Origin of the sequence: Kitasatospora sp. GAS1066B, assembly GCF_041262605.1 — a bacterium.
Lineage (GTDB): Bacteria > Actinomycetota > Actinomycetes > Streptomycetales > Streptomycetaceae > Kitasatospora.
In genome coordinates, this window is sequence record NZ_JBGCCO010000026.1 from 44,223 (window position 1) to 57,256 (window position 13,034).

Annotated in this window: 8 protein-coding genes; 7 read left to right on the top strand and 1 reads right to left on the bottom strand. The window is 72.6% G+C overall.

The features are described 5' to 3' along the window. Positions 1–98 precede the first annotated feature (98 nt). The 5 genes from ABH937_RS26710 to ABH937_RS26730 are packed head-to-tail and all read left to right on the top strand — an operon-like array spanning position 99 to position 7,822. A complete protein-coding gene (locus ABH937_RS26710) occupies positions 99–1,982 on the top strand; it encodes an IucA/IucC family siderophore biosynthesis protein (RefSeq protein ID WP_370219729.1) in 1,884 nt (627 codons plus the stop codon). Next, positions 1,874–2,500, top strand: coding sequence for a GNAT family N-acetyltransferase (locus tag ABH937_RS26715; RefSeq protein WP_280693741.1), 627 nt, complete (start codon positions 1,874–1,876; stop codon positions 2,498–2,500). The genes ABH937_RS26710 and ABH937_RS26715 overlap by 109 nt, the downstream gene beginning before the upstream one ends. Beyond that, positions 2,500–3,882 (top strand): lysine N(6)-hydroxylase/L-ornithine N(5)-oxygenase family protein, encoded by a 1,383-nt coding sequence (locus ABH937_RS26720; RefSeq protein WP_370219730.1) that lies wholly within the window; start codon positions 2,500–2,502, stop codon positions 3,880–3,882. Before ABH937_RS26715 ends, ABH937_RS26720 begins: the two co-directional genes overlap by 1 nt. After that, positions 3,860–5,704, top strand: a complete 1,845-nt coding sequence (locus tag ABH937_RS26725) for an IucA/IucC family siderophore biosynthesis protein (protein WP_370146921.1) — start codon at positions 3,860–3,862, stop codon at positions 5,702–5,704. The genes ABH937_RS26720 and ABH937_RS26725 overlap by 23 nt, the downstream gene beginning before the upstream one ends. Before the next feature lie 12 nt (positions 5,705–5,716). Continuing rightward, positions 5,717–7,822, top strand: coding sequence for an ATP-dependent DNA helicase (locus tag ABH937_RS26730; protein WP_370219731.1), 2,106 nt, complete (start codon positions 5,717–5,719; stop codon positions 7,820–7,822). Positions 7,823–7,925: 103 nt separating this feature from the next. Here ABH937_RS26730 and lexA read toward each other — a convergent pair whose 3' ends face one another. Continuing rightward, positions 7,926–8,648, bottom strand: coding sequence for a transcriptional repressor LexA (gene lexA / locus ABH937_RS26735; protein WP_280693769.1), 723 nt, complete (start codon positions 8,646–8,648; stop codon positions 7,926–7,928). Positions 8,649–9,357: 709 nt separating this feature from the next. On the opposite strand from lexA, the gene nrdR reads away from it, so the two are divergent. Together nrdR and ABH937_RS26745 are read left to right on the top strand one after the other, a co-directional pair. Beyond that, entirely contained in the window at positions 9,358–9,861 is a 504-nt protein-coding gene (nrdR, locus tag ABH937_RS26740) for a transcriptional regulator NrdR (protein WP_370219732.1), read from the top strand. Between the two features lie 200 nt (positions 9,862–10,061). Further along, positions 10,062–12,947, top strand: coding sequence for a vitamin B12-dependent ribonucleotide reductase (locus ABH937_RS26745; protein WP_370219733.1), 2,886 nt, complete (start codon positions 10,062–10,064; stop codon positions 12,945–12,947). Positions 12,948–13,034: the final 87 nt, after the last annotated feature.

Consider the following 13,034-nt stretch of genomic DNA (forward strand, 5'->3'; position numbering starts at 1 on the left):
CGCACCCCGGTTGCTTCCGGTGAGGGGGAGTCATCGATTCGTGACCGCAGGAAGGTTGGGGCGTGATTCCCCGGCGCCCCGCTCGTTGGACCAGATGGATGTCCTCCGCCGGGGTGTACGCGTCGGCGGTGCCCTCCCACGCGCACCGAGGAGCAGTCTTGAGCACCGCCCTGACCGGAGCCCCGGCCACCGTCCCCCGCCAGCTGGACCAGTGGGCCGAGTCGGATCCGCTGCTGCACCAGGATCCCTCGGTCGCGGCCGAACAGGCGGCCGTCGAGGGGCTGCTGCGCTGCTGGTGCCGGGAGACCGGCGCCCGCCCGGACCAGGACGGCCTGCTGCGGATCCCGGTGCTGGGCGGGGCGGCCCGGCTGCTGGCGCAGGTGCGGTACTGGTCGCCGTGCGGCTGGCACCGGTTCGGTCCGGTCACGCTGGCTCCGGCCGCAGCCGTGCCGGCATCCGATCAGGCCGAGCCCGACGGCACGGCGCTGGACGCGGTGACCGCCGCCGCACTGCTGGCCCGCTCCACCGGCGCGCACCCCGCCCCCGAGCAACTCGCCGACATGGTCGGGCGGGTGGCCGACTCGGTCCGACGGACCACCGACGTGCTGCGGTACCGGCGCGAACACCCGGGCCCGGGGCCGGACTCCGCCTTCCTGCGGGCCGAGCAGTCGCTGCTGCTCGGCCACCCGCTGCAGCCCGATCCGAAGAGCCGCGACGGCCTCGGGCCCGCCCAGAGCGCGGCGTACTCGCCCGAGTTGCGCGGCTCCTTCGCACTGCACTGGTACGCCGTCGACCGCGATCTGCTCGCCGCGGGCTCGGCGCTGGACGTCACCGCCGAGCAGCTGACCGCCGAACTGCTCGGCGCCCCTGGCCTGCTGCCGCCGAACACCGCCGCACTGCCGCTGCACCCGTGGCAGGCCCAGGAGCTGGAGCGCCGCCCGCAGATCGCCCGGCTGCTGGCCGAGGGCGCGCTGCACGACCTCGGGCGGCACGGCGCCCCCTGGTACCCGACCTCCTCGGTGCGCACCGTCTTCCGTCCCGGCACCCCCTGGATGCTCAAGCTCTCGCTCGGCCTGCGGATCACCAACTCCCGCCGGGAGAACCTGCGCAAGGAGCTGCACCGGGGCCTGGAGGTGCACCGGCTGCTGGCGGCCGGGCTGGGTGCCGAGTGGCGGGCCGCGCACCCCGGGTTCGACATCGTCCGCGACCCGGCCTGGATCGGGGTGGACCTGCCGGGGATCGGCGAGCAGGGTGCCAGTGGCCTGGACACCGTGCTGCGGCAGCAACCCTTCGCCGACACCGACCGGGCGATCTGCGTGGCCGCGCTGGTCGCCGAACGCCCGCTCGGCGAGCCCGCCCGCGCCGTGCCGTCCGAACTCGGCGACCTGCTGCGCTCGTTGGCCCGGCGCAGCGGCCGTCCGCGGCCGACCGTGGCCGCCGAGTGGTTCCTGCGCTACCTGGACGCCGTGGTGCTGCCGGTGCTCTGGCTGGACGGGCGGGCCGGCATCGCGCTGGAGGCCCACCAGCAGAACACCCTGGTGCTGCTGGACGCCGACGGCTGGCCGTGCGGCGGCCGGTACCGCGACAACCAGGGCTACTACTTCCGCGCCTCGCGGGCCGAGCGGCTCGAAGCCCGGCTGCCCGGCCTCGGCCGGCACAGCGACACCTTCGTCGAGGACGCGGTGGCCGACGAGCGGTTCGCCTACTACCTGGGCATCAACCACATCCTCGGCCTGATCGGCGCGTTCGGCTCGCAGCGGCTGGCCGACGAGCGGGTGCTACTGGCCGGGCTGCGCCGGTTCCTGGCCGGCCCCGCCGCCACGGCGACCGGCTCCACGCTGCCCGCCCAGCTGCTGGCGACGGCCGAACTGCGGTGCAAGGCCAACATGCTCACCCGCCTGCACGGGCTGGACGAGCTGGTCGGCCCGGTGGAGACGCAGTCCGTCTACGTCACCATCCCCAATCCGGTGGCGGCCGGATGACCGTGCTGACCACCTCGGCCGGGCCCTTCCGGCTGCGGATCGTCCGGCCCGAGGACCTGCCGCTGATCACCGGGTGGATGAACGACCCGGTGGTGGACGCCTTCTGGGAGCTGGCCGGGCCGCCCGAGGTCACCGAGCGGCACGTGCGCGCCCAACTGGACGGGGACGGCCGCAGCGTTCCGCAGCTCGGCCTGCTGAACGGTGTGCCGATGAGCTACTGGGAGGTCTACCGGGTCGAGCAGGACCGGCTGGCCGGCTACTACCGGGCCGACCCCGGCGACATCGGCCTGCACCTGCTGCTGGGCCCGCCGGAGAGCCGCGGCCGGGGCCTGGGCGGCGCGCTGCTCAGCGCGATGGCCGAGCACCTGCTGCGCACCAGCCCCCGGGTGGTCGCCGAGCCCGACGTCCGCAACACCCCGTCGGTGCGGGCCTTTCGCCGGGCCGGCTTCAGCAGCGCGGGAGAGATCGAGCTGCCCGAGAAGCGCGCGGCGCTGATGATGCGTGAGAGGGATGCCTGATGGACGATCAGCTCGACCCGCCGCCCGGAGTGCCACTCGACGTCCTGGGCGTCGGCATCGGCCCGTTCAACCTCTCGCTGGCCGCGCTGGCCGACCGGCAGCCGCAGCTGCGGGCGCTGTTCTGCGACCGCAGCCCCGAGTTCCGCTGGCACCCCGGCATGCTGGTGGACGGGGCCAGGATGCAGGTGCCGTTCCTGGCCGACCTGGTCTCGCTGGTCGATCCGACCAACCCGTGGTCGTTCCTCAACTACCTGCGCGCCCACGACCGGCTCTTCCCGTTCTACTTCGCCGAGCGGTTCCAGCTGCCGCGCCGCGAGTACGACCACTACTGCCGCTGGGCCGCCCAGGGGCTGGCCGGCTGCCGGTTCGGCACCGAGGTCACGGCGGTGACCTGGGCGGACGGCGCCTTCGCCGCCACGCTGCGCGGGCCGGCGGGGGAGCGCCGGGTGCGGGCCCGCAACCTGGTGCTCGGGGTCGGCACCGAGCCGGTCCGGCCGGCGGCCTTCGTCGCGCTGTCGGGGCGGTCCACCGTCTTCCACTCCGACGAGTACCTGGAACGCCGGGCGGGGCTGGCGGGCGCCCGGGACATCACCGTGGTCGGCTCGGGACAGTCCGGCGCCGAGGTCTTCCTGGACCTGCTGCGCGACCGGGAGGGTGACGGCACCCGGCTGCGGTGGCTCACCCGGACCAGGGCACTGGCCCCGATGGAGTACTCCAAGCTCGGCCTGGAGCACTTCACCCCTGACTACACCCGCTACTTCCACGCGCTGCCCGCCCCTGTCCGCGACCGGCTGGTGGCCGAGCAGTGGCAGCTGCACAAGGCGGCCAGCGCCGAGACCCTGGCCGACATCCACGACCTGCTCTACGAGCGGACCATTGGCCGCCCGATCGGCGCCGTCGGTGCCGAGATCATCCCCGGCACCGAGGTGACCGAGGCGCTGCCCGGACCCTGCGGCGGCCTGGAGCTGCGCTGCCTGCACCGGGACTCCGGGCTGCGGCGGGTGGTCCGCACCGACGCCGTGGTGCTGGCCACCGGCTACCGGGCCGGGCGCCCGGCGGCCCTGGAACCGCTGGCCGAGCTGATCGACTGGGACGAGCAGGGCCGGTTCCGGGTCGACCTGGACCACCGGGTGGCCACCGCGCCGGAGCTGACCGGCGGCCTGTTCGTGCAGAACGCCGAGCTGCACACGCACGGCGTCGGGACCCCGGACCTCGGCCTCGGCGCCCATCGCGCGGCGGTGATCCTCAACGCGCTCACCGGCCGCACGGTGCACCGGCTGCCCGCCAGGACCGCCTGGACCAGCTTCGCCCCGGCCGCCCTGCCCGCCCAGGGTGCCGCCTTCACCGAGGAGTGGAACCGTGCCCCGTCCGCCCGCCGCTGACCCGTTGACCCAGGACCCGCTCGCCCAGGACCCGCTCACCGAGCCGCGCTGGCGCGCGGCCTGCCGGGCGCTGCTGGCCAAGCTGCTCGCCGAGTTCAGCTACGAGGAGCTGCTGCGCCCCGAGCCCGTCCCGGGCGGCTACCGGCTCGCGCTGCCCGACGGGCCCGAGTACCGGTTCGCGGCCCGGCGCGGGGCGTACGGCAGCTGGCAGGTCGACCCGGAGTCGATCCAGGCCGACGAGCGGAAGACCGACGACCCGTTCGAGTTCGTGCTGGCGGCCCGTGCCTTACTCGGGCTCTCCGGGGACACCAGCGGTCACCTGGTCCGGGAGCTGACCGCCACCCTGCTCGCCGACGTCAGGCTGGCGGCCGGCGCGCTGAGCGCGGCCGAGCTGGCCGAGCTGGACCACGCCGGGCTGGAGGGGCGCCAGAGCGGCCACCCGTGGCTGGTGCTCAACAAGGGCCGGCTCGGCTTCTCCGCCGCCGACGCGGCGCGTTGGACGCCCGAGGCGCGCACCCTGCAGCCGCTGAGCTGGCTCGCCGTCCACCGCGACCTGGCCCGGTACCGGGGCGTCGGCGAGCTGTCCGAGGCCGAGGCGCTCTACCGGCTGGAGCTGGACGCCGAGGTGCTGGCGCACTACCGGGGGCGGCTGCACGGCCAGGGCCTGGACCCGGCCGCCTACCTGCTGCTGCCGGTGCACCCCTGGCAGTGGGACGAGACGGTGCTGCCGCTCTTCGCGCCCTGGGTCGCCGACCGGCGGATCGTGCTGCTGCCCGCCGACCGCGACCTGCGGCTGCCGCAGCAGTCCATCCGTTCCTTCTTCAACGTGACCAGTCCGCGGCGGCACACCGTCAAGCTGCCGCTCTCGGTGCTCAACACCCTGGTCTGGCGCGGGCTGCCGACCGAGCGCACGCTGGCCGCGCCGGCGGTCACCGCGTGGATCCACGGGCTGCGCGACGGTGACCCCTTCCTGCGCGAGGAGTGCCGGGTGGTGCTGCTCGGCGAGGTCGCCTCGGTCACCGTCGAGCACCCCTACTACGCGCGGCTGCCGGAGGCGCCCTACCAGTACAAGGAACTGCTCGGCGCGATCTGGCGCGAACCGTTGGGCGGGTACCTCGAACCGGGGGAGCGCGGGCGCACGCTGGCCGCGCTGCTGCAGACCGGGACGGACGGCCGGGCCCTGGTCGAGGAGCTGATCGCCCGCTCGGGGCTCTCCGTGCGGGACTGGACGGCCCGGCTGTTCGGCGTGATGCTGCCGCCGCTGCTGCACTTCCTCTACCGCTACGGCACGGTCTTCTCCCCGCACGGCGAGAACGCGATCCTGCTCTTCGACGAGCGCGACGTCCCGGTCCGGCTGGCGGTCAAGGACTTCGTCGACGACGTCAACCTCAGCGACCAGGACCTGCCCGAACTGCGCGAGCTGCCGCCCGAGGTGGCCGAGGTGCTGCTGCGCGAGGCGCCGGCGGGCCTGTGCCAGTTCCTGCACGCGGGCCTGTTCATCGGCGTGTACCGCTACCTGGCGCCGCTGCTGGAACGCCGACTCGCCCTGCCGGAGGCGGAGTTCTGGGGTCTGCTGCGGGCCGCGGTGCTGGCCCACCAGGCGCGTTTTCCCGAGCTGGCCGAGCGGTTCGCGCTCTTCGACCTGTTCACCCCGACCATCGACCGGCTCTGCCTGAACCGCAACCGGCTGCTGCTGGACGGCTACCGGGACCGGCCCGAGCGCCCGCACGCGGCCGTGTACGGGCGGGTGGCCAACCCGCTGGCGGCCGCCGGGGCCGGGTTGCCCGGTCCGCGCGAGGGCGTTGTCAGTCCGGCCCCGTAGGGTGGAAGGGCCATGACGAACGACTCCGCACCCCAGCTGCTGCCCGCCGAGGGCTCGAACGACCCCGGCCCCGGCCCGGTACCCACCGGCCGCATCCCCGAGCTCCTGCACGCCGCGGTCACCGCGGTCGGCGGAGTCGAGCGCCCCGGCCAGATCCAGATGGCCCAGGCGGTGGCCGAGGCCACCGACCACGCCGAACACCTGCTGGTGCAGGCCGGCACCGGCACCGGAAAGTCCCTCGCCTACCTGGTCCCCGCGCTCGCCCACGGCGACCGGGTGGTGGTGGCCACCGCCACCCTGGCGCTGCAACGCCAGCTGGTGGAGCGGGACTTGCCGCGCACGGTGGAGGCGCTGCAGCCGATCCTGCGCCGCCGCCCGCTCTTCGCGATGCTCAAGGGCCGCTCCAACTACCTCTGCCTGCACCGGGCCAACGAGGGCACCCCGAGCGAGGAGGGCGAGGGCCTCTTCGACCCGGTCGAGGCCCTCGGCGGCCCGAGCGGCAAGCTCGGCCAGGACGTGCTGCGGCTGCGCGACTGGGCGGGCGAGACCGAGACCGGTGACCGCGACGACATGAGTCCCGGCGTCTCGGACAAGGCCTGGGCCCAACTCTCCGTCAGTTCCCGGGAGTGCCTGGGCGCCAGCCGCTGCGCCTACGGCCAGGAGTGCTTCGCGGAGAAGGCCCGGGAGCGGGCCAAGCTCGCGGACGTGGTGGTCACCAACCACGCGCTGCTGGCGATCGACGCGATCGAGGGCGCCCCGGTGCTGCCCGAGCACGAGCTGCTGATCATCGACGAGGCGCACGAGCTGGTGAACCGGGTGACCGGCGCGGCCACCGCGGAGCTGACCGTCGGCGCGGTCAACCGGGCCGTCAAGCGGGCCGCCCGGCTCGCCAACGAGAAGGCGGTGGACGCGCTGCAGGCCGCCGCCGAGAGCTACCACGGTCTGATGGAGACGGCTCAGCCCGGCAAGGTCGACGAGTTGCCCGAGTACCTCGGCTACGCGGTGGCCGCGATCCGGGACGCCAGCCGGCTGGTGATCACCTCGCTCGGCGAGACCAGGGACAAGGGGCTCTCCGACGAGGACGCGGTGCGCAAGCAGGCGATGGCCGCCGCCGAGACGCTGCACGACACCACCGAGCGGCTGCTCTCCGAATCGCCCTACGACGTGGTCTGGATCGAGCGCAACGACCGCTACGGGCTGGTCCCCGCCTCGCTGCGGGTGGCGCCGATGAGCGTCTCCGGGCTGCTGCGGGAGAACCTCTACAAGGAGCGCTCGGTGGTGCTCACCTCGGCCACCCTGAAGCTCGGCGGCGACTTCAACGGCGTGGCCGCCTCGGTCGGCCTGCCGGGTGAGGGGCGGTTGCCGGACCAGCGGGCGGCCGACGAGCCGGAGCGGGCCGAGGGCGAGGACGCCCCACCGTACTGGCGCGGACTCGACGTCGGCTCGCCCTTCTCCTACCCCAAGCAGGGCATCCTCTACGTCGCCAAGCACCTGCCGCCGCCCGGGCGGGAGCCGGACCGGCCGCAGATGCTGGACGAGTTGGCCGAGCTGATCGGCGCGGCCGGCGGGCGCACGCTGGGCCTCTTCTCCTCGATGCGGGCCGCCCAGACGGCCGCCGAGCAGCTGCGCGAGCGCCTGGACTTCCCGATCCTGCTGCAGGGCGAGGACACCCTGGGCGAGTTGATCAGGGCCTTCGCCGCGGATCCGGAGGCCTGCCTGTTCGGCACGCTCTCGCTCTGGCAGGGGGTGGACGTGCCGGGTTCCGCCTGCCAGCTGGTGGTGATGGACCGGATCCCGTTCCCGCGCCCGGACGATCCGCTGATGAGCGCCCGGCAGAAGGCGGTCGAGGAGGCGGGCGGCAACGGCTTCATGGCGGTGGCGGCGACCCATGCCGCGCTGCTGATGGCGCAGGGCGCGGGCCGGCTGGTGCGCGCGGCGGACGACCGCGGGGTGGTCGCGGTGCTCGATCCGCGACTGGCCACCGCCCGGTACGGCGGCTTCTTCCGGTCCTCGATGCCGGACTTCTGGTACACCACCGACCGCAACCAGGTGCGGCGCTCGCTGGCGGCGATCGCGGCGTCCGCGCCGCCGCCCAGGCCGGTCGACAAGCGTGGCTGAGCCCGGCTGAGCAGCCGGGCCGGGTCAAGCGCGAGGGCCCCTGCCGGGTGTCGGTAGGGGCCCTCGGTTGTCGTGCGTGCGGCGCCGGGCGCACGGTGCGCGGTCACAGGCGCCGCAGCACCGCCACGACCTTGCCCAGGATGGTCGCGTTGTCGCCCGGGATGGGCTCGTAGGCGGGGTTGTGCGGCATCAGCCAGATCCGGCCGTCCTCGCGCTTGAGCCGCTTCACGGTGGCCTCGCCGTCGATCATCGCGGCCACGATGTCGCCGTTCTCGGCGACCGGCTGGCGGCGCACGGTGACCCAGTCGCCGTCGCAGATCGCGGCCTCGATCATCGAGTCGCCGCGCACGGTCAGGGCGAACAGCTCGCCCTCGCCGACCAGCTGGCGGGGCAACGGGAAGACGTCCTCGACGGTCTGCTCGGCCAGGATCGGGCCACCGGCGGCGATCCGGCCGACCAGCGGGACGTAGGAGGTGGACGGGCGCCCGGCGGCCTCGGCGGTGTTCGGCCGGGTCACCTCGACCCCGCGCACCTCGTAGGCCCGCGGGCGGTGCGGGTCGCGGCGCAGGAAGCCCTTGCGCTCCAGCGCCATCAGCTGGTGCGCCACCGAGGAGGTGGAGGAGAGGCCGACGGCCTGGCCGATCTCCCGCATGCTCGGCGGGTAGCCGCGCCGCTGCACGGAGTCCCGGATCACGTCGATCACCCGGCGCTGGCGCTCGGTCAGCCCGGCCTCGTCCGTGCGGATGCCCGGCGGGCGGCCCGGCAGCGAGCGGACCTGGCCGTTCGGCAGGCCGATCGGCACGTCCTGCACCGAGGCGTGCTCGATGCTCGGGTCGGGGAGGTAGCCCGGGGCTCCCCCGGACGGGGTCTGAGGGCGGCTGTCGCTGCGATCCATGCTCTGGTCCAAGCTCTGCTGGTCCGTGGCGCCCCGGCCCGCGTGGTGCTGGGCGCGGTCCTGCAGCGGGATGCCGCGGCCGTCGGCGACGGTGGTCGGGAGGTTCTGGATGGCGGTGGAACTGCTGGTGCTGCTCTTTACGGTGCTCACGGCGGCCCCTCTCGTCGGGCGTTCTCCCTTGCCTGCCCAGCCCAACGGCAGCACCTATCGAAAGGTTGCGCCAAACACACGTTCGAGTGAATTATCGAGGAGTCGGCTGACTTGATCAAGGCATTCGGTGTATGTCGATTAAATGTTCGATCCAGTCGATTCTAGAGGGCGCGCCAGGGGCCGGTGCGGCATGGGGGTGAAGTCGTCGACAGTCGACCGGAAACCGCCGCTCGGCCGTCCGGGTGGAGTCGAAACGGACGCCTCCCCGACCGACCGGCGACTGACCAGCATCGATTGCGCCGGGTGATCCGGGCGATACCGGAATCGGGCGCGAGTCGGGCGTGTTACTCGGGACAGTGGCCTAGATCTAGTGGTTACATAGGTGCTCGCAGCCCACAGGTTGTGGTCCCCCGGTACTTGATCATGGTGGGCGTCACCTAGACTGAGCGCTGCTCGCCCGCCAGCCAGACCCCAGAAGGGAGCCGGTTCCGTGCACTGTCCCTTCTGCCGGCACTCCGACAGCCGCGTGGTCGACAGCCGCGCCGCCGACGACGGCAGTTCGATCCGTCGCCGCCGGCAGTGCCCCGACTGCGGTCGCCGCTTCACCACGGTGGAGACGGCCGCGCTGATGGTGATCAAGCGCAGCGGGGTGACCGAGCCGTTCAGCCGGGAGAAGGTGATCTCCGGAGTCCGCAAGGCCTGCCAGGGCCGACCGGTCACCGAGGACGCCCTCGCCCAGCTCGGCCAGCGGGTCGAGGAGTGCGTGCGGGCCTCCGGCTCGGCCGAGCTCTCCACCCATGACGTGGGGCTGGCCATACTCGGTCCGCTGAAGGACCTGGACGTCGTCGCGTTCCTGCGGTTCGCGTCGGTCTACCAGGCCTACGACGGCCTGTCCGATTTCGAGGCCGCCATCGCCGAGTTGCGTGGCGCCGAGCAGCCGGTGCCCGCGGGCGACGACGGCGCCACGGTCGCCGTCCCCGCCGCGGCGCCCTAGGCGGCAAAGCAGCAGAACGGCAGCCCGGAAGGGCTCCGGCGCGCCCGGAAACGGTGCGCGAACCCATACACACAGTGCGAACCGGTCGGCGTCCCCGGCCTGCCCGCACGCCAGGAGAAGCGAAGAAGCAGCGATACCCCATGGCGCCGAGAGGCGACAATTGGGGTATTCGGGGCGCAAGCCCAGGAGGAGGAGAAGCAGTGACAGACACGACGAGCGGTTCCGCACGCGGGTCGAAGTCCGAGAAGGCGGCGAAGGGGTCCGGCAAGGCCCCCAAGGGCGGTCTGCGGATCGAGCGCATCTACACCACTCCTGGGGTGCACCCCTACGACCAGGTCAGCTGGGAGCGGCGCGACGTCGTCATGACCAACTGGCGTGACGGCTCGATCAACTTCGAGCAGCGCGGTGTCGAGTTCCCCGACTTCTGGTCGGTCAACGCGGTGAACATCGTCACCTCCAAGTACTTCCGCGGCGCCGTCGGCACCCCGCAGCGCGAGTGGAGCCTCAAGCAGATCATCGACCGCGTGGTGCTCACCTACCGCGCGGCCGGCGAGAAGCACGGCTACTTCGCCTCCCCGGCCGACGCCGAGGTCTTCGAGCACGAGCTGACCCACGCCCTCCTCCACCAGGTGTTCAGCTTCAACTCGCCGGTCTGGTTCAACGTCGGCACCAAGCAGCCGCAGCAGGTCAGCGCCTGCTTCATCCTGGCCGTCGACGACTCGATGGACTCGATCCTCGACTGGTACAAGGAAGAGGGCATGATCTTCAAGGGCGGCTCCGGCGCCGGCCTGAACCTCTCCCGGATCCGCTCCTCCAAGGAACTGCTCTCCTCCGGCGGCAACGCCTCTGGCCCGGTCTCCTTCATGCGCGGCGCCGACGCCTCGGCCGGCACCATCAAGTCCGGTGGCGCCACCCGCCGCGCGGCCAAGATGGTCGTGCTGGACGTCGACCACCCCGACGTCGAGGCCTTCATCGAGACCAAGGTGAAGGAGGAGGAGAAGATCCGCGCCCTGCGCGACGCGGGCTTCGACATGGACCTCGGCGGGGACGACATCACCTCCGTCCAGTACCAGAACGCCAACAACTCGGTCCGGGTCTCCGACGAGTTCATGACGGCGGTCGAGAACGGCGGCGAGTTCGGCCTGCGGGCCCGGATGACCGGTGAGGTCATCGAGACCGTCGACGCCAAGAAGCTGTTCCGCAAGATGGCCGAGGCCGCCTGGGCCTGCGCCGACCCGGGCATCCAGTACGACTCGACCATCAACCACTGGCACACCTGCCCCGAGTCGGGCCGGATCAACGCCTCCAACCCGTGCTCGGAGTACATGCACCTGGACAACTCCAGCTGCAACCTCGCCTCGCTGAACCTGATGAAGTTCCTGCGCGACGACGACACGTTCGACGCGGAGAACTTCGCCAAGGTCGTCGAGCTGGTCATCACCGCGATGGACATCTCGATCTGCTTCGCCGACTTCCCGACCGAGAAGATCGGCGAGACCACCCGCGCCTACCGCCAGCTCGGCATCGGCTACGCCAACCTCGGCGCCCTGCTGATGGCCACCGGCCACGCCTACGACTCCGACGGCGGCCGCGCCCTGGCCGGCGCGATCACCTCGCTGATGACCGGCACCGCCTACCGCCGCGGCGCCGAACTGGCCGGCGTGGTCGGCCCCTACGACGGCTACGCCCGCAACGCCGCCCCGCACCAGCGGGTCATGCGGCAGCACGCGGACGCCAGCACGGCCGCCGTCGCGGTGGACGAGCTGGACGCCCCGGTCTGGGCCGCCGCCACCGAGACCTGGCAGGACGTGCTCCGGATCGGCGCGCAGAACGGTTTCCGCAACGCCCAGGCCTCGGTGCTCGCCCCCACCGGCACCATCGGCCTGATGATGGACTGCGACACCACCGGCGTCGAACCCGACCTCGCCCTGGTCAAGTTCAAGAAGCTGGTCGGCGGCGGCTCGATGCAGATCGTCAACGGCACCGTGCCGCGTGCCCTGCGCCGCTTCGGCTACCAGCCCGAGCAGGTCGAGGCGATCGTCGCCCACATCGCCGAGCACGGCAACGTGGTCAACGCACCCGGCCTGAAGTCCGAGCACTACGAGGTCTTCGACTGCGCGATGGGCGAGCGTTCGATCTCGCCGATGGGGCACGTGCGGATGATGTCGGCGATCCAGCCGTGGATCTCCGGCGCGATCTCCAAGACCGTCAACATGCCGGTCTCCTCGACCGTCGAGGACGTCGAGGAGGTCTACTTCGAGGCCTGGAAGCTCGGCGTCAAGGCGCTGGCCATCTACCGCGAAAACTCGAAGGTCGGCCAGCCGCTGTCGGCGAAGAAGACCAAGGAGGCTGCCGCGGCGGAGCCCGTGGCCGCCGTCGAGAAGGTCGTCGAGTACCGCCCGGTCCGCAAGCGCCTGCCCAAGGGCCGCCCGGGGATCACCACCTCCTTCACCGTGGGCGGCGCCGAGGGCTACATGACGGCCAACTCCTACCCGGACGACGGCCTGGGCGAGGTCTTCCTGAAGATGTCCAAGCAGGGCTCGACCCTCGCGGGCATGATGGACGCCTTCTCCATCGCCGTCTCGGTCGGCATGCAGTACGGCGTGCCGCTGGAGACCTACGTCTCGAAGTTCACCAACATGCGCTTCGAGCCCGCCGGTCTGACCGACGACCCGGACGTGCGGATGGCCCAGTCGATCGTCGACTACATCTTCCGCCGCCTGGCGCTGGACTTCCTGCCCTTCGAGACCCGCTCCGCGCTCGGCATCCACTCCGTCGAGGAGCGCCAGCGCCACCTGGAGACCGGCTCCTACGAGCCGCTCGAGGAGGAGGACGTGGACGTCACGAGCCTGGCCCAGTCCGCCCCGCGCGCGGTCGAGCCGGCCGCCACGAAGCGCGAGACCCCGGCGCCCGCGGCCACCGCCGCAGCCGCCGCGAAGGCCCCGCACAACTCGACCGAGCTGCTGGAGATCCAGCTCGGCCTGAACGCGGACGCCCCGCTCTGCTTCTCCTGCGGCACCAAGATGCGCCGCGCGGGCAGCTGCTACCTCTGCGAGGGCTGCGGATCGACCAGCGGCTGCAGCTGATCTCGGCCGAGGTTCCTCCCGTCTAGCGGTGAGGAACGGTGCGAGCGGGGCGGGAACCCACAGGTTCCCGCCCCGCTCGCGTGTGCC